This is a genomic window from Planococcus sp. 107-1, assembly GCF_021513255.1.
In the GTDB taxonomy this organism is placed as follows: Bacteria; Bacillota; Bacilli; order Bacillales_A; family Planococcaceae; genus Planococcus.
In genome coordinates this window covers 123,417-140,609 of the sequence record NZ_CP090977.1, presented here as the reverse complement: position 1 = coordinate 140,609, position 17,193 = coordinate 123,417, and the positions used below count along the sequence as shown (strand labels likewise).

19 protein-coding genes and 1 pseudogene are annotated in these 17,193 nt (G+C 45.8%); all 20 read right to left on the bottom strand.

Features of this window, described 5'->3' with window-relative positions:
* Window positions 1-77: 77 nt before the first annotated feature.
* Window positions 78-545 carry a hypothetical protein gene (locus L0M13_RS00865; RefSeq protein WP_235197891.1) on the bottom strand — a complete coding sequence of 156 codons (468 nt, stop codon included), beginning with the start codon at window positions 543-545 and terminating at the stop codon, window positions 78-80.
* 40 nt (window positions 546-585) lie between these two features.
* Window positions 586-1,638 (bottom strand): GNAT family N-acetyltransferase, encoded by a 1,053-nt coding sequence (locus L0M13_RS18675; protein ID WP_397443509.1) that lies wholly within the window; start codon window positions 1,636-1,638, stop codon window positions 586-588.
* Between the two features lies 1 nt (window position 1,639).
* Window positions 1,640-2,413, bottom strand: coding sequence for a hypothetical protein (locus L0M13_RS00850; RefSeq protein ID WP_235197890.1), 774 nt, complete (start codon window positions 2,411-2,413; stop codon window positions 1,640-1,642).
* 111 nt (window positions 2,414-2,524) lie between these two features.
* Entirely contained in the window at window positions 2,525-3,085 is a 561-nt protein-coding gene (locus tag L0M13_RS00845; RefSeq protein ID WP_311195602.1) for an SRPBCC family protein, read from the bottom strand.
* 19 nt (window positions 3,086-3,104) lie between these two features.
* Entirely contained in the window at window positions 3,105-4,478 is a 1,374-nt protein-coding gene (locus L0M13_RS00840; RefSeq protein ID WP_235199236.1) for a purine-cytosine permease family protein, read from the bottom strand.
* A 347-nt stretch (window positions 4,479-4,825) separates the two neighbouring features.
* A complete protein-coding gene (locus L0M13_RS00835; protein ID WP_235197889.1) occupies window positions 4,826-5,182 on the bottom strand; it encodes a PilZ domain-containing protein in 357 nt (118 codons plus the stop codon).
* 33 nt (window positions 5,183-5,215) lie between these two features.
* Window positions 5,216-5,653, bottom strand: a complete 438-nt coding sequence (locus tag L0M13_RS00830) for a YaaR family protein (protein ID WP_235197888.1) — start codon at window positions 5,651-5,653, stop codon at window positions 5,216-5,218.
* A gap of 14 nt (window positions 5,654-5,667) precedes the next feature.
* Window positions 5,668-5,862 (bottom strand): DUF6115 domain-containing protein, encoded by a 195-nt coding sequence (locus L0M13_RS00825; protein ID WP_235197887.1) that lies wholly within the window; start codon window positions 5,860-5,862, stop codon window positions 5,668-5,670.
* A complete protein-coding gene (locus tag L0M13_RS00820; protein WP_235197886.1) occupies window positions 5,843-6,139 on the bottom strand; it encodes a hypothetical protein in 297 nt (98 codons plus the stop codon). The genes L0M13_RS00825 and L0M13_RS00820 overlap by 20 nt, the downstream gene beginning before the upstream one ends.
* A gap of 29 nt (window positions 6,140-6,168) precedes the next feature.
* Window positions 6,169-6,945, bottom strand: a pseudogene (locus tag L0M13_RS00815) (FliA/WhiG family RNA polymerase sigma factor).
* Between the two features lie 322 nt (window positions 6,946-7,267).
* On the bottom strand, window positions 7,268-8,020 hold the full coding sequence (locus tag L0M13_RS00810; RefSeq protein ID WP_235197885.1) for a MinD/ParA family protein: 753 nt from the start codon (window positions 8,018-8,020) through the stop codon (window positions 7,268-7,270).
* A gap of 95 nt (window positions 8,021-8,115) precedes the next feature.
* Window positions 8,116-9,123, bottom strand: coding sequence for a flagellar biosynthesis GTPase FlhF (flhF, locus tag L0M13_RS00805; RefSeq protein ID WP_235197884.1), 1,008 nt, complete (start codon window positions 9,121-9,123; stop codon window positions 8,116-8,118).
* Between the two features lie 156 nt (window positions 9,124-9,279).
* Window positions 9,280-11,340, bottom strand: coding sequence for a flagellar biosynthesis protein FlhA (gene flhA, locus L0M13_RS00800; RefSeq protein WP_235197883.1), 2,061 nt, complete (start codon window positions 11,338-11,340; stop codon window positions 9,280-9,282).
* A gap of 253 nt (window positions 11,341-11,593) precedes the next feature.
* The gene (flhB, locus tag L0M13_RS00795; RefSeq protein WP_235197882.1) at window positions 11,594-12,682 is read right to left on the bottom strand and encodes a flagellar biosynthesis protein FlhB; all 1,089 of its coding nucleotides are present in this window, start codon (window positions 12,680-12,682) and stop codon (window positions 11,594-11,596) included.
* Complete coding sequence (gene fliR, locus L0M13_RS00790; RefSeq protein WP_235197881.1) at window positions 12,683-13,462, bottom strand: flagellar biosynthetic protein FliR; 780 nt, start codon at window positions 13,460-13,462, stop codon at window positions 12,683-12,685. It lies immediately after the preceding gene.
* 9 nt (window positions 13,463-13,471) lie between these two features.
* On the bottom strand, window positions 13,472-13,741 hold the full coding sequence (fliQ, locus tag L0M13_RS00785) for a flagellar biosynthesis protein FliQ (RefSeq protein ID WP_235197880.1): 270 nt from the start codon (window positions 13,739-13,741) through the stop codon (window positions 13,472-13,474).
* A 16-nt stretch (window positions 13,742-13,757) separates the two neighbouring features.
* Complete coding sequence (gene fliP, locus L0M13_RS00780) at window positions 13,758-14,450, bottom strand: flagellar type III secretion system pore protein FliP (protein WP_235199235.1); 693 nt, start codon at window positions 14,448-14,450, stop codon at window positions 13,758-13,760.
* A complete protein-coding gene (locus L0M13_RS00775) occupies window positions 14,450-15,115 on the bottom strand; it encodes a flagellar biosynthetic protein FliO (protein WP_235197879.1) in 666 nt (221 codons plus the stop codon). The genes fliP and L0M13_RS00775 overlap by 1 nt, the downstream gene beginning before the upstream one ends.
* 26 nt (window positions 15,116-15,141) lie before the next feature.
* Window positions 15,142-16,206 carry a flagellar motor switch phosphatase FliY gene (gene fliY / locus L0M13_RS00770; RefSeq protein ID WP_235197878.1) on the bottom strand — a complete coding sequence of 355 codons (1,065 nt, stop codon included), beginning with the start codon at window positions 16,204-16,206 and terminating at the stop codon, window positions 15,142-15,144.
* A complete protein-coding gene (fliM, locus tag L0M13_RS00765) occupies window positions 16,196-17,185 on the bottom strand; it encodes a flagellar motor switch protein FliM (RefSeq protein WP_235197877.1) in 990 nt (329 codons plus the stop codon). The genes fliY and fliM overlap by 11 nt, the downstream gene beginning before the upstream one ends.
* Window positions 17,186-17,193 lie beyond the last annotated feature (8 nt).

Here is a 17,193-nt window from a genome sequence, read left to right as displayed (position 1 = left end):
CCCACCCACTTCTCTAACCAATTGAACTATTTCTTAAGTTTATCAAAATTTAGTCCAAAGTCCATTTAAATAGCCGATTATTGGGAGGTGTAGGATTCATCTTCATGTAAATCGAAAGAAGTTTCGGCAGGCATTATTTTTCTAATATAAAGCTCCGTTTCTTTGGAAATATCCGGGACAAAAAATTCAGTCGCCCAATGCTCGAAAGTGGCAATTGTCTTTTCATTTGAAGACAGGAAAACTGAAAACCATTTGAACCTTCCGTTGCTGTCCAAATACTCTTCTGTTAACAGCTGGTTTAGCGCAAGGCTCATTTCTCCTGAAAATACGGTATAAAGTCCTTCCTCATGCTTTTGCAAGTGGCTCTCCAACCCTTCCATTGCCTCAAGCTCTTCATTCCAACAATGAATTTCAATCTGATTGGCCGTTTTCAAGAAACGATCCATCAGCAATAGCCAATATCCGTAATCTTCATTTTCCGGCACCCGCATGCTAAATTCATCGTCCATAAAAGCAGTTAATTCAAAATGAAAGTTTTCTTTCATGTCATCGCTTCCCTTCTGAATAGCCACGCATATAAGTGGCTTAATACATTGTCTTTACCATTTTAAAATTAATCAATGCCACTCCTTTTCGCACGACTGTTTGCTGCCGGATCGTTTCGTAGCCATGCTTTTCAAAGAAAGGCTTGGCAGTCAAGCTGGCGTCTACCGTGATTTCCGCGAGAGCCAATTTCTCGGCTTCTTTTTCGACCGCATTTAATAGGGCGGCAGCAATCCCTTGCCGCTGATAGTCTTTATGGATATACAGCCGGTTCAAATAGCCATCTTTTTGCAAGTCGCTAAAACCTACAATCTTTCCTGCTTGTTCTGCGACAAACGAAACATTCCGGCCAAGCGAATCCCGCCATTTTTCGATCCGTTCTTCTTTTTCCTCCAGTGGCGCCCATGCATTCAGCTGCTCCGGCGTGTACTGAGCGGCATTGACGGTGTGGACCGTTTCGTAGAACAGGTCGACGAGTTTCGCTGTGTCTTCTGGGCAATATGGACGTACTTGAAGATTCATTCTATCAGCAGAACTAAGCAATAGGGGAATCTGTTTTACAGCGACAAGCTCCGTCCCTTCAAAACTCAAACAGTAGATATCCGGCATTTGAAGTTTCTGCCAGAAACCCACATGATAGCTAGCATCGAAATAATTCATGATCAGCACCATCAGATTGCCGTGCATGCCAATTGCCACGCGCTTTCCTTCGTAACGCTCTAAAACTTCCGTTAATTGCGCCACCCCTCGCTTTTGGGCATCACGGTTAGATTCGCCTCCTGGAAAAGCGAATTGCTCATCTTCCCAAACGCGCGCAATCGCCGATTCAAAGTCGAGTAATGGTTCATTGCTCAATAAACGCTCTTTAAAATCCTCATAGCATTCAATTTCTTGATCTAACTCTTCCGCCAAGCCCTCGACGGTTTGGATTGCACGTTTATACGGACTGGACAGCACATGGTCGATTTTTTCTTCATTTAATGCTTCCACCACTTTCTGTGCGTCCTGAAATCCTTTTTCCGATAAGGGCCGATTCCGTTCATCCCTTGAATAAACAGAATGTGCATGCCTCACTAAATATAAATGCGTCTGCAATTTATCCACTCTTTCCGCTATTCATTTCTTTATAAATTTCGAGTGCTTCTTTTAAAAAACTCCGATCAAATCCACTCTTTTGATGCAGCCGTTCCACCCACTCATCCAGTGTTGAGAGCGGCGTATCTTCAATGAGCCCTTGGGAGGTGCTTAGACGACTTTGCCAGTCTTCAAATTCCCAGTGGGCAATCTCATTTTTATAAGGCATACGCGTTTCAAAAAGCACTTTCGGATAGATATGGTTCTGCGAAAACTCCGCCGCTTCCCAGAAAGCGTCTTCGCTTACCGGTTCCAATGCATATTTCTGATTGGATATTTTTCCGTTCGGGCGGTAGTAGAAAATCTCCACTTCGGATTTCCCGGGCAATACTTCCACTTCAGCACCCGGAAAAAAGCCGGCTAGCTTACCGCTTTGAAACGATTTACTGCTCTCCTCGATCAATATCGGTTCCAGCCATTGGTCGCCCAAATCGCATAAATACCGATAGCCTTCCTTATCCTCAGCAGCAATGGCCGCATGTGCTTCCATTGTACCCAAATGGCTGCCAATCGGATATGCCTTTATGCCAGCTTTTTTAAATTCTTCCAATAACCAAAGCGCCAAATCAAAACAATTCCCCGTAATCCCGTATCTTTCGCGATGGGCTTTCATTAATTCAATAGAACGCTGCTTTTTGGTCCCTGCTTTCTCGTAATACCAGGCTTTCGTCAATGTTTCCATTGGAAATCCATCAAATTCCCTCCAGACTTTCACGATTTCTTCAGGTGCATTCATTTTCTCCACCTCTTTCGAAACTATCGATACATATGTATTTCGGTTCAAAACGCGGTGATTCCTTTAAAAAAGGACAAACAAAAAGCCCAGCAATCGCTGGGCTTCCATTTGTCATTCCATTTCATCGCTTGCGGGTTTCTCAACCAATTGCTGCAGGTTTTGGAACATCTGGTCCCAACCTTCTTCGGATTGGCCGCTGAATTCCATGCCGGCTCGCTTAATGTCTTCATCTGTCCAGCCTTCTTCATGCGGCACAACTATTTCTTGGATAAAGGCCATTTCCACGCTGTTTTCTACTGAAGAAATCCAAACGGTGATGCGGTCTTCCAAGCTATTGAATTCCGGCATTTCAAAAGTGAACACCAGCTTATGCGGCGGGTTTACTTCGATGTAATTGCCGATTGCCCGGTAATCGGTGCCGCCTCGCCGGTCGATGATTTCCCAACTGCCGCCTTGCACAGGTTGGTTAACGGCCTTTTGATTGGTTGCTTCAGAAGTGAGTAGCCATTTTTTCATGAGTTCCGGTTTGGTCCAAGCAGCAAACACTTTTTCTTCCGTGGTTTGAAATCTTCGCGCCATGGTTAAAGTTACGGTTGACGTTGCCATCAGATCCACCCTTTCAGCGTTCGGTAATGGAGTGCCAAGCAATTGCAGCACCAGCTTTAATGCCATATTAGCTCAAGCTTTTGTTTCAGGCAACATAATCTTCGCTTGGAATATCCTCCGCATCGCGGTCGCCGTAGTAGCGGCCTTTTGTCAGGACAGCCAGGACCACCGTCATGATGGCAGCGAGAATTGCCGAGAAGAACGCGGCCGTGCTTTGCAGGAACGTGCCCATATAGCCAAGCGCTGCAATCGTGCCGAGGATGCTCGGTATCAGAAGCGAAATGACGCCGACCGGATTCCATTTATACAATTTTTCCTGGCGCGCTTCATAGTAGCGCGGCCCGATTTTCAAGAGGCGTTTGACGATTAAAGCATCGGCCACTAAAACGGCAGCCCATGTCATCAAGGCAACTCCTTGGAAAGTCATTGCCGTTCCAAGATGATCGACGATTCCGCCAAGCATCAGGATAATGGCGATGACCCCTGCCACGATGATCCAGAAACGTCTTCCTGGTGTAAAGCGGAACATGTTTTCAAAGAAACTCGATAACGACAGCGAACTGCTGTAGATATTCGTGATGTTAATGCGCACTTGCGTCAGCATCGTAAATAGCACGCCGCCAAGTCCGAGAAGCAAGACAATGTAAACGCCCGGGTTTGATTCGCCTAAGGTAACGCCGAACCAGATCCCTAAACCGCCCATTACACCGAAACAGAAAATCTGCGGAATAAAACCGATGGCGATTGAACCGATTTTGATGTCTTTCGGTTTTAAAAAGCGCGCGTAATCAGATGCGATCAATGCAGTAAGCCCCATGATGCCGTGCTGCATGCCGATGCAAAGCAAAAGGGCCGTTCCGCCGACTTGCACACCTTCTGGCATATACGTCCAGAAATTGCCTTCATATACGGAAGTTGTATTGAAAGCCATGTAAATGGCAGCGATTAGGAATGCGCCGAAAATCGGCAGCGACCATTTTTGGAGTTTGTCCAATTGTTTAATGCCAAACCAGTTGAGCGGAATGACGATTGCGCCAAAAAATACGATTAAAAGCCACATGGGGATGGCGGGGAAGTAGGCATGGACTGCTGAAACAAGGATCATTCCTTCAAAAGCGCAGTACATGATAAAGTTCGAAGCATAGATTAATGAGGTGAGGGAAGCTCCGATGTAACCGAATCCTCCACGGGAAAGTAAGTTAACGTTCATACCTGATTTTGCGGATAGATACACAATGATTGAACCTAAAATACCGGCTACAACGATTGCATATCCTGCTGAGATGAGGGCATTAACGGCTCCAAACTGCAGGGCCATGACAGATCCCATCTGAAAATAAAAAATAGCGGTAGCGATGCCGAATGTGATATTCGTTATGCTCAGCCAACCCATTTTCCTTTCTTCGCGCGGCACGCGGTCAAAGGAATAGTCATCTGTCGCTTCTTTTTTCGGAACCATTCTCTTTTGTTCTTCTTTCTTTTTCGTCCATTCTTGATCTGCAGTAATCTCAGATCTCATGCGATCGACTTCCTTTCCATACTTAGAATATTCTTTTGTCTAGGAACAGCAGAGTTTCCGGGCAGAAATGCCGCCACTCAAACAAAAAAAACAGGTGGATTTTTCCCGGCAGCATCTTGTGCTCGAACGGGTTAAACCACTTGTTTTTTGATTATAACATATTTTTGCGCATTTTAGTGACGAAGCAGAAAATGCTTTTGCCTTAACTGGCTAAGAGTCGCTTTTCTTTTGAAAAAATTTCAAACTCTATATTTCTTTTTTAATATATTAACATACTAAAAGATGCCTTATTCTTCGATTAAGTCGCCTTTGCGCTGACGGATCTGGTAATAGTTTAATTGCTTGAATAATTCGGATGACGTGCCTTGGTCGACCGTAAATGCCACTCCGTGTTCATTCATGACCATTTTCTTGGTTTTGCGGACAATCGATCCATCTAAAAGGAAAGGGCGCCCTAAAATACGGAAGCTGCATTCAACCTTTTCATCCATCGGAAATTCCTCAGGAGAGTAAAACACAAGGCCGCCAGCACTGACATTTTCGATTTCAATCGGCAATGCCTCTTCCCAGCCTTCGCGTCTAATTTCCCCATCAATCAACCCATCAAAATCCACACGAAAAAATTCACGTCGATTCTTGCTCATTTTTGCTCCCCCATTACTTGTAGAAATCTTTGCTTACATATAGAGATTCACTAACAGGCCCTTCATTTCTCCGACCAGGCGAAGCACTTCGATGCCTTCTTTTTCATTGTCCAGCACTTCATCATTGATCGCGAGCAGCTTTTCATCGATCACTTCCACCAGTTGATGGGATTTCATGCCGCCATTTGGATGGAAACTTTGTTTCTCTGATAGTTCCAAGCCGTAGCTCAATGATTCACTGACAAATTGCTTCACTGAATTCTTATAATCGATCAGATTTTCAATGGTGCGCTGTTTCGCTAAACGCTGGCCTTGAAAATCGATGCGGTCCATTAACTGATTGAGTGAATCCAATTGCAGTTTTGACTGGGAATTCCGCATAATAGTGGCGAAGGCATCTGTAGACTTCCCTTCGACAGCCCCTTTACGCATCAATTCACTTGGAAATTTTGCTTGACCTTCGATCCGCAAAAGAACCCCTCATTTCATTTTTGATAGCTTTTCTTTTTCTTTAGCATATTGACGATCAATTCCACTTCGCCATGCTCCATCTTCAAAACTTTCGCAATCTGCTTGGGCGCGAAACCTTGCTTATGCAATTTCGAAATTTTTTCTTGATCCGATTCAACTTCGTCATAAAAATGGCTTTCCTCTTGTTGTTCAGGCATTTCCAGTTGCACTGGAACCTCTATTTTCCCCCGCAGCTAGCTGCTTTTCCAGTAGACGGATTCTTTTTTCGAACTTGTCTTCTCTTACTTTAATATAATCAGCAAGTTTTTGATAGAGTTCTTCGTTCTCTTTTTCTATTTTTTCTACAAATTCTTCCATCCCTTGGTGAATAAGGGCTGTGTCTTCACTCAATTCCTCGCGTTTTTGCTTATTTTGCACCAATACAATGATGGCACGGATGTTCAGCAATAATACAAGGACTATCAATTCAATTAATAACCATTCCATCGGGATCACCTTGACCTTCTAAGCTATTTCTAATAATGATCGTGTACAGCAAGCGTTGCTGCACGCAAACGCAAAATCGCTTTTGAATGCAATTGTGACACGCGGAAACGCTGACGCTCAATACTTCGGCAATTTCCGTCAATTTCAGCTCTTCGAAATAACAAAGCGAAACGACTAATTTTTCTTTTTCCGGAAGCCGATCAATGGCCTGTGCCAACGATTCTTTAATCGCTTGATCCGTTAAATGCTTTTCAGGGGAAGCGGCCCCGCTTATCTTCAAGCGTATTGTATTTGCCGGATGGATCGTTTTCATTGTAATCAGGCTCATCGATTGAAACCATTGACGACAAGGCAGCTTCCGCTACGGTTTTATTGAGCTCGGCTTTTGTAATGCCGAGATAAGCACTGACGTCTTCATCTGTAACGGACGCATTATTTTGCTGTTCGAGTTCGATATACGCTTTCTCGATCTTTTTGACTTTGTCGCGAATCGACCGGGGGAGCCAGTCGCGCGTCCGGAGCCCGTCAATTACGGCTCCTTTGATCCGCCAAGTTGCATAAGTCTCAAACTTCAAATCGCGCTCGATATTGAATTTATCAAATGCATCCAGCAGTCCTTCGTATGCAAGGCTGCGTATATCGTCTTTATCTACGGTTTTCGGCAAACTGAACGCAAAGCGCTGTATGATGTAATCGACCAGCGGAAGATAGCGTTCGACTAAGTAGTTCCCGGCTTCCGGATCCTTATGCTGCTGCCAATCTTCCCAGTAACTGCGTTCGTCTTTTGATAATCTTGTATTCAATATGAGTGTCACCACCATCTATGTGATCATGTTTTGTTTTCTTGAATTATATAAGGGAGAAGAAATCGTTGCAGGCGGACGCTTTCCGCGGGCGTGGCCTGAGCCTCCTCGCTTCGCTGTGGGGTCTCAGGACTCACGCTATTCCCGCAGGAGTCGCCGCCTTCCACTCTTTCTTCGAGTTATAGATTTATTAAAATAAAACTAGCGCTTGTATGACAAGCTAACTGAGCAAGATACTGAACTGCTATTAACTCGTCCTCTTATTGAGGTATATCAAAGTAGAATGTCTTTTATAAAAAGATAAGCAAAGCATCAGCAAGAGCATTTATTTAAAAAGCATTTTAAGTAAAAAGCCTTTGAGTCCGAGTTTATAAGGAACGGGAAGTTCTAGATAATCGCAGGTTAATGCTTGCATCGCCTTCGATGCTTGGCCGTTCGGATAGGCGAGGGTGAAAGGAACCTGTTTTTTCACTGCGCTCGGCACTTGCGCATCGCTTGGAATATAGCCCAAGGTACCGATTTGCTTGTTTAAGAATTGCTCTGTGACTTTTTTGAAGTTTTCGGCTGTTTGTGTGCCTTCTTTATCGCTGGTGCATTGGTTGATGACTAATTTGATATGGACGTTCTCGTCTTTTGCATGAACCATTTTCACAACGGAATATGCATCTGTGATAGAAGTCGGTTCTGGGGTTGTCACCAAAATAACGTCATCAGCAGCTAAGATGAAACGCAGATTCTCGTAAGAAAGCCCTGCCCCTGTATCAAGAATGATGTAATCGACATGGCCTTGAATTTGGCTCAGTTCATCAAAAAATTTCGTCATTTTGGTTTCATCCAACCGGAACATTTCGTCGAATCCGGTTCCGCCTGAGATGAATTGGAGGCCATTCGGCCCTTCTTCGATGATGTCCCAGATGGACAGATTCTTTTCAATCATCGTCGCAATGGATTCTTGCGGCGACCGGCCGAGCAAGACATCGATATTCGCAAATCCAAGATCGACATCGAAAATCAGCACTTTCTTATTTTGCTGGACGAGGCTAAGCGCGAAATTTAAAGCGAAATTGGATTTCCCCACTCCGCCTTTGCCGCTTGTGACGGCGATGACCGCGTTGGACGCTTGTCTTTTTTGGCTTTTTTTGCGTAACTTTTTCTCTTAGTAATTTTGCTTGATCAATCATTTTCATCTTCCCCTAATACGAAGTCTGCGATTAATTCAGGAGTAACTGTGAAGATATCGTCTGGAACACTTTGTCCGTTGGCAATGTAACGTATCGGGATGGAATAATGATGGATCAAGTTCAAGATCGCACCGGATGAACTCGTTTCATCCATTTTGGTCAATAACAGCTCATCCATGACAATCGTCTGGAAGTTATCGACGATTTTTTTCATGTCTTCGTATTTGGAAGTCAGGCTCAACACCAAATTGATCTGGACTTTGTTTTTGTCGCTTAGCAAAGCTTCCAGCTCTTCGATGTATTGTTTTTGCTGATAGTTTCTTCCAGCCGTATCCATTAGCACAATGTCGCAGTCGCTCAGCACTTCCATCGCATGGGTCAACTCAGAAGCAGATTCAACGACTTCGATCGGGATATTCAAAATCCCAGCGTAAGTTTTCAGTTGCTCAACTGCGGCAATGCGGTAAGTATCCGACGTAATCAGCCCGACTTTCTTGTCTTCCCGCAGCATGAAGTCAGCCGCAATTTTCGCAATCGTCGTCGTTTTCCCAACCCCTGTCGGTCCAATAAAACAAATGATTTCCGGATTTTTATCAACCGGTGCCGGTTGATGGAAGCCGATCATTTCGATGATTTCCGTCCGGGCGAATTCGCGTATTTCTGATTCAGACATTTTTGGATTTTGTTCCAGTGCCGTTATCAACTTCGCATAAAGCTCAGACTGGATTTCTTTTGAAATGCCCTGCTCCATCAATCGCTTATTCAAACCTTTCAAAGCTACCGGCAACCGGTCTTCTTCCATTACCTGCAGCATGAATTGTTTGATTCCTTTGATTTCGCTCATCAATTCTTCCGTCATCGGATCATTCTTTTGTGTTTCTTCTCGCTGCTGAAAAGGAATGACCGTCGCTTGCTGGGTTTTTGCTGTTTTCACCGGCTGTTTTTGCTTCGGCTTCGCTTCCGCTTTCACTTTTGCTTTTTCCGGCGCCTTTGTTTCCACTGCTGCAATGACTTCTAGCTTTTCCGTTTTGAAAAAGCCAAGAAACCCGCCTGTTTTTCACTTTTTTCGTATTCAAGATCAAGGCATCTGTGCCAAGGTCCTTTTTTATCATCGGAATCGCTTCCGTTACGTTATTGACGATGTATGTTTTCAATCTCATAGCCCACTAACCGCCCCACTTGAAATATTCACTGCTCCGACACTTTGGATTTCAATGTCCGGCTCCAGTTCGTTATAAGAGAGAACAGGAAGGTCCGGCGCAAACCGCTCGATAAATTGACGCATATACATGCGGGTTGCAGGAGACGTCAGCAAAATCGGCTGGACGCCGGTTTGCTGCAGCTGGCCTGCCTGTTCAGAAATGTTCTGGAAAATCACTTGCGACGTTTCCGGATCAATCGATAGATAATTCCCTTGGTCTGAACGGTGCACCGATTCTGCAAATTTCTTCTCCAAGCTCGCGCCTGCTGTAATGACTTGCAGCGGCTGTCCTGGTGTTGCGTATTGCAATGTAATCTGGCGCGATAAGGCTTGGCGCACATATTCCGTTAAGACATCCGGATCTTTTGAGTAAGTTGCATAATCTGCTAAGGTTTCTAAAATCATCAGCATATTGCGGATGGATACTTTCTCTTTCAAGAGCTTCATGAGCACTTTTTGCACTTCGCCGAGCGCCATCAAGTTCGGGATCAATTCTTCGACAACGGCCGGCGAATTTTCGCGGACGTTCTCGATCAAGGCTTTCACTTCCTGGCGCCCGACCAATTCATGTGCATGGCGCTTGATGACTTCTGTCAGATGGGTCGATACAACAGAAGGCGGGTCGACGATTGCATAGCCGGACATTTCCGCTTCTTCTTTCATTTCTTCATTGACCCAAAGCGCTGGCATGCCGAATGCCGGTTCCACTGTTTCGATGCCGATGATGCTGTCATCGTCCACTCCAGGGCTCATTGCCAAGTAATGGTCCAGCATGATTTGTCCGGAAGCGACGCGGTTGCCTTTGATTTTAATGACGTATTCGTTCGGCTGAAGCTGGATATTATCGCGGATACGGATGACCGGTACCACGATGCCAAGCTCCATCGCACATTGGCGGCGGATCATGATAACCCGGTCAAGCAAATCGCCGCCCTGGTTTTTATCGGCAATCGGAATCAAACCGTAGCCGAATTCAAATTCGATAGCGTCAACATGCAAGAGATCGATGACACTTTCCGGCTTCTTCAATTCTTCCGCTTCCTGGCCGCCAATGTTCGCTTCTTTCTCGACTTTTTCTTCTTTTTTCAAATTGCTCTGCATCCGGAACGCCCCAAAGGCGACGACCGCTGCGACCGGCAAGATCAGCATCGGGCTGATCGGTGTGAAGACAGCAAGCAAAGTCAAAGTTCCCGCTACAATATAAAGCAATTTCGGATACGCGAATAATTGCTTAGTGATATCGGATCCCAAGTTCCCTTCAGAAACCGCACGGGTTACGACGATGCCGGCAGCTGTTGAAATCAACAATGCCGGAATTTGGCTGACAAGCCCATCTCCGATGGAAAGGAGCGTAAAGAGGTTTGCTGCCTCGCCAAATGGCAGGCCGTGAACCACAACCCCGATCGCCAAACCGCCTACGATATTAATAACGGTAATGATAATACCGGCAATGGCGTCCCCTTTAACGAATTTACTGGCACCATCCATGGCACCATAGAAATCCGCTTCCTGGCTGACTTTCTCCCGGCGCTTTTTCGCTTCCTGGTCGGAAATCATTCCAGCTCCAAGATCGGCATCAATGCTCATCTGCTTACCTGGCATCGAATCGAGCGTGAAACGGGCTGCCACTTCAGCAACACGTTCCGAACCTTTCGTGATGACCAAAAACTGAATGATGACAAGGATCAAGAAGACCAAAATCCCGATAATGGCGCTTCCGCCGACTACAAACGAACCGAAGGTCTCAATAACTTCACCGCCTGTTTGGTTGGTTAAAATCGAACGGGTTGTTGAGACGTTCAAGCCGAGGCGGAATAAGGTAGTTAACAAAAGCAAGGTCGGGAAAATCGAAAATTCCAATGCTTCTTTTGTGTTCATCGCTACTAAAATAATGGTTAACGCGATACTGATATTAACCATGATCAATACATCTAACAGGAGAGTCGGAAGAGGGATTACCATCATGACAACAATCATAATGACTGAAACCAATATGGCATAATCTTTAATTTTCACGCGTTCTCCTCCTCACTCTTTATAATTGGATTGATTGTTTTCACTATTTTTATGGCTACTCCGCAAAACAACTCCGCTTTCCAAAACCCGTGCTCCTGCATCGCTGCGCTAGCTTCGTCGCAAAGAGTTGCCTTCGCAGGCTTCGGCCAACTCTTGGCTAGACGAAGCAATAAGTCGAGTGGTTTTCTCGGCTTATTGCGAAAGTCATGCCCAAAGCGCCGAAGCGGCATATAAAAGCTAATTTCTATTCCACTTATCTAATCTTTCCTTTTAACCGGTATATATATGCTAAAACTTCTGCGACCGCTAAGAACAAGTCTTCCGGGACAGGGTCCCCTACATCCACTTGTGCGTATAATGCGCGGGCGAGCGGTTTGTTTTCCATAATCACAACGCCAAATTCTTTTGCTTTTTCTTTAAGTTTCAGTGCCAGATGGTCTTTCCCCATGGCAATGACAGTCGGCGCGGCCATTGTTTCCGCGTCGTATTTAATGGCGATGGCATAATGCGTCGGGTTGACGATCAGCACATCGGCTGATGGAAGGTCCTGGATCATGCGGTTCATACTCATCGAACGCTGCTTTTCTTTGATTTTCTGTTTGATCAAAGGATCCCCTTCGGATTTCTTGTATTCATCTTTGATGTCCTGTTTCGACATCTTGATGCCTTTTTCAAATTCGTATTTTTGGTACATATAGTCAAATACAGCTAATATCAATAAAATAATGGCGGCTACAAGCGCCATTTTCAGCGTTAATCCGCCGATGAAGCTCAGCGAGTAGCTAAGGCTTTTCTGCGACAATAAAAACAGTTCATCTTTTTCTCCCCAAAGGACACTGAATGCGGCGTAGCCGATAATCGCAATCTTCGCTAGCGATTTTGCCAGCTCGACAAGCGCACGGACCGCAAAGATTTTCTTCGCGCCTTGTATGGGGTTTAACCGGCTCAATTGGGCCTTTAATGGTTCAGTTGTAAACATGGCACCCACTTGGACGAAGTTTCCGAGGATGCCGAAGATAATAGCAACTCCCATAATCGGCGCCATCAACAGCATGGCATCGAAGGTCATTTGTTCAAACAAGGTCCGGACGTTTTTCGGTGTCCATTCCCAGCCGATATACTGGGTGAAGCTCACGCGGTAGATAGCCAAGATTTGATCCAGCATCCAGCCGCCAAGAAAGCTTAGCAGCATGATGCCGCCGATCATGATCATGGCTGCGGGCAATTCCTGGCTTTTGGCAACCTGCCCTTTCCGCTTGGATTCCTGCCGTTTCTGAGGCGTCGCTTTTTCTGTTTTTTCGCCTGAGAAAAACTGCAGGTCCAAGGTCAATCTCCGTGCCATCTATGCTCCCCCTATTAAGCGGGTCAACTCCGCCATGCTTTCCATGATCTGTCCGAATAACATTTGCAGCAAATAAAAGAAAAAGGGCATTGAAAACATCAATAATACAAAGCCCACCAAGATTTTCACCGGGAAACCGACAGCAAAAATGTTTAATTGCGGAACGGTTTTCGCTAAAATCCCGAGTGCCACATCCACTAAAAACAAAGATCCGACAATCGGCAAAGAAATTTGCAGCGCAACCATAAACATTTCAACGAAAAGATCCGATATAAACTTTGCAAGGTCTTCAAACTTGATGTCAAAAGACAACGATTCGACCGGAATCGTCTGCAGGCTCTGCATGACGCCGTCGAGCATCAAGTGATGGCCATTGACCGTCAACAGGAACAACAAGGCAAGAATGTATTTAAAACGTCCGATAATCGGCACTTGCGATCCAGTTTGCGGATCCATGACACTCGCCATCGCGAAACCCATTTGAAAATCGATGAACGCGCCGGCAATCTGGACGGTATACAGGACGAGTGCAGCGGTAAAACCGAGTGCAATGCCGACGCCGAATTCCTTGATGACCATCATGATGTAATAGCCGTCCAGCGCAAGCGTCTCTTCTACCGGCAATGCGGACAGCGCCAGCAAGGAAAGAAAAGCGGCAAGCCCCAGTTTGAACTGCGTCGGTACACCGCGCTGTGAAAACAGCGGCGCGATGATAAAGAAGCTGCTGATGCGGACTAAGATTAAAAGGAAATACGGCAATGCTTGAAGAATTTCTTCCATATGCGTCCCCTACCCGATCATTTGCGGAAGCTGCTGGAATAGATCTCTTGTGAAATCCAGTAGCAGCGTCAGCATCCACGGTCCGAAGATGATGATCGACAAGAACACGGCCAAGATTTTCGGAATGAAGGCCAAAGTCTGTTCCTGGATTTGCGTCATCGCCTGAAAAATACTGACCAATAAGCCGACGCCAAGCGCGATTAAGAGCATCGGTGCAGAAATGATCAGAATCATATAAATCGATTGTTCCGCGAGTTTAATTACTACATCTGGTGTCATCGTGTTCTTCCCTTCGCTAGAAGCTGACCAGCAAGGATTCGATGATCAAATACCAGCCGTCAACTAAGACAAATAATAAGATTTTAAATGGCAACGAAATCATTACCGGCGGAAGCATCATCATCCCCATCGCCATTAACGTACTGGCCACGACCATATCGATGATCAAGAACGGGATGAAAATAACGAAGCCGATTTGGAACGCCGTCTTTAATTCACTGATGGCAAACGCCGGAATCAAGGAAGTCAGCGGAATTTCTGCGATGCTGTCCGGTTTTTCGAGGCCGGCATATTTAAAGAACAAGGCGAGATCTTTCTCACGTGTATGTTCTGCCATAAAGGTCTTGATCGGAAGCGATGCACTGTCGAGCGCTTCTTCCTGGGTCACTTCACCTGATAAATACGGTTGAAGCGCTGTTTCGTTTATTTCCGTAAACACCGGTGCCATGATGAAAAAAGTTAGGAATAAGGCCAGGCCGACCAATACTTGGTTCGGCGGCATCGACTGGGTGCCGAGCCCTGTGCGGACAAACGACAACACGATGATGATGCGTGCAAAACTTGTCATCATGATGAGAATTCCCGGTGCCAGCGACAAAATCGTCAAAAGCGCAAAAAGCTGGAGCGTCGTACCCACATCTTCCGGTGCATCACTGCCGCCGATGTCGATGCCTGGAATATTTATGAACGAAAGAATATCTAGCATCATCATGAATTACCTTCTTTATCATCATCGCTCTCAGAAAGCCGCTGTTCGAACTGCTGCTGTTTCTGCTTTTGTTCGCTCAAACTTTGTTTGAATAAATTCTCAAAGCCTCGGTCGGACTGCATTTCGATTTCTGTCGGTTCCGTCGCTCCGCCAAAAAGTTTCGTTGGCAGTTTGAACTTCGGATTCGAGAAGAGGGTCGGCTGTTTCTCCAAATCTTTTTCGATTGAGCCAACTTCCACTTCATCCGTGAATTCTTTGATCAACGTGACTTCGTCTCCGACACCGATCATGTAGATTTTGCCGCCGACTTTGACAAGCTGCAGCGACTTATTATTCCCGAGCGGGGTGCCGCCCATCAATTTGACAGCCTGGTTCGGCTGCAGTTTTTGCTGGCGGACTGCTAAGAACTTTATCAATCCGTAGATCAGCACGACGATCAACGCCGTAAAGAAAAAGAGTTTGGCAATAATCGATACGAAGCTTTGCTTTTCCACCGGTTCTACTGCTACGGTTTCAGCCGGCTGCTCCGCATCGCTATCTTTTTCTTCCAACCAGTCCGTGACGTTCGTATCCGCCGCTGCATAAGCTGCAGCCGGCGTGAACCATGCAAAAAGAGATAAGAAAAAGATGGCCATTGCTGCATAAAAAGTTTTTTTCTGGTTCAAACTCGATGTTCTCCTTGCTTCAAGCATTAGCGCAATTTGGAAATGCGGTCTGCTGTACTTAGAATGTCGGTGACGCGGACGCCGAAGTTTTCATCGATGACGACCACTTCTCCTACCGCGATCAATTTATTGTTGATCAATATATCAACCGGTTCTCCGGCTAACTTATCCAGTTCAATGATAGAACCGTGGGAAACACTGAGGATTTCTTTGACCATGCGTTTTGTACGCCCAAGTTCCACTGTCACTTGAAGCGGAATGTCCAGCAGCATGTTCAAATTATTCGGTTCGGATTGGACAGAAGCCGTTTCATCAAAACTCGAAAACTGCACCGATTGGATATTCGGTTCTTCGTTTGTCCGTCTTAGCTTGCTGGTTGACTGCGTTTGGTTGTTCGATTCAAATTGCATCTGCTGTGGCTCCTCTACGTACTCTTCCTGTATGTCATTCGTTAAAATTCCCACTAATTGTTTCGCCAGCTGCACCGGGATGCAAAGATGGAAATCCGCTTTGTTCAAGCTGCCGACTTTCACTTGGAAGCCCGCTTCAACGAACCATTCTTCTTGGGTGAATTTTGATACCGGAAAATCTTTTTGTTTTTCCACGACGTCCATGCCTGAAAGTGAGTAGGAAATGTCCTGCTCAAGCACAGCTTCCATCGACTGGGTCACTGAAGCAAACATCGCTGTGATCATTTCCTGGAGCATCTGGAATTGTTTCTCCATATCTTCCGCTTCAGTTTCTGCATCCATTGCTTTTGCGAGCATGTGGACATCGTTTTTATTGACCGATAGAATCTGGATGCCTTCTGCGCCTCCTGTATATTCCCCGAGTACAACGAAGAAAGGAGCGGCAGTCGCCGATAGTAAATCATCTTTTCGTTTAATGGAGATGGTAGGCGTGCTCACTTTCGCTTGTTCTGAGAACAGCGTGGAAAGCACTGTGGATGAACCGCCGAGTGAAACAGTCAGCAATTCGGTTAAGGCTTCTTTTTCAACTTGCAATAATGTATTTGTGGACATCGGTTTTCCCTCCGCTCCTTGGCCAAGCAGGCCATTGATTTCATCTGGAGACAATTTCTCAGTTGTCATTCGATTCTTCTCCTTCTCCGTAAACCGCAGTGACTTGTACAGCTGTCCGGCCTTTTGAAACACCAGGCTGCGCAAAGAATTTCTGTTTTTCATCGACCATTACGACAACCGGGTCGTCGTAAGCTTCGTCAAGCCGAATCACATCGCCGATTTTCAAGTTCAGGAAATCACCGACTTCGATCATCGATTTCCCAAGAACTGCCCGGACTTCCATGTGGGTGTTCTGGACTTTCTTTTCAAGCGCAACCGCTTCATGGCTCTCAATCGCTTTTTTCTGATTGGCCAGCCAGTGGCGCGCCGATAATTTTGGCAAGACTTGTTCCAAGACGACGTGCGGCAGACAAATATTGATCATGCCGTCGACTTCGCCGATCTTTGCATGCAAGGAAACCTGAATGACAGTTTCATTCGGCGGCGAAGTCGTCAGGAATTGCGGATTCACTTCAATTTCCTTCAGTTCCGTATTTAATTTCACGACCGAAGACCAAGCTTCCTGGAAGCTGTTTAAGGCATTGATGAAGACCCGCTCGATGACGCTCAATTCAATTTCAGTCAGATCATTCGGTTCCGGGGCGATGTCGCCTTGGCCGCCGAGCATTCTGTCGAGCATGATATAAGTGACGTCCGGAGAAAATTCCATCAGCATGCTGCCCTGGAGCGGCGCAGCTTTGAAAACGCCCAGCACCGATTTCTTCTGCACATTGCGGATAAATTCTTCATAAGAGAATTGTTCAACCGAAGTTACAGAAATCTGTACGTAGCTCCGCAATAAAGTCGATAAATACGAAGTCAGCAACCGTGCATAGTTTTCGTGGATCCGCGTCAATGTCCGGATCTGGTCTTGTGAGAAGCGCAGCGCTTTTTTGAAATCGTAAGTCTGCACTTTCCGTTTCTTCATTTCCACTTTCGGCTTCGGCGCTTCTTCTTTAATGGTCGCAAGCAGCGCCTCAATGTTTTCATCCGTCAATAAATTTTCCACCGTTGTCC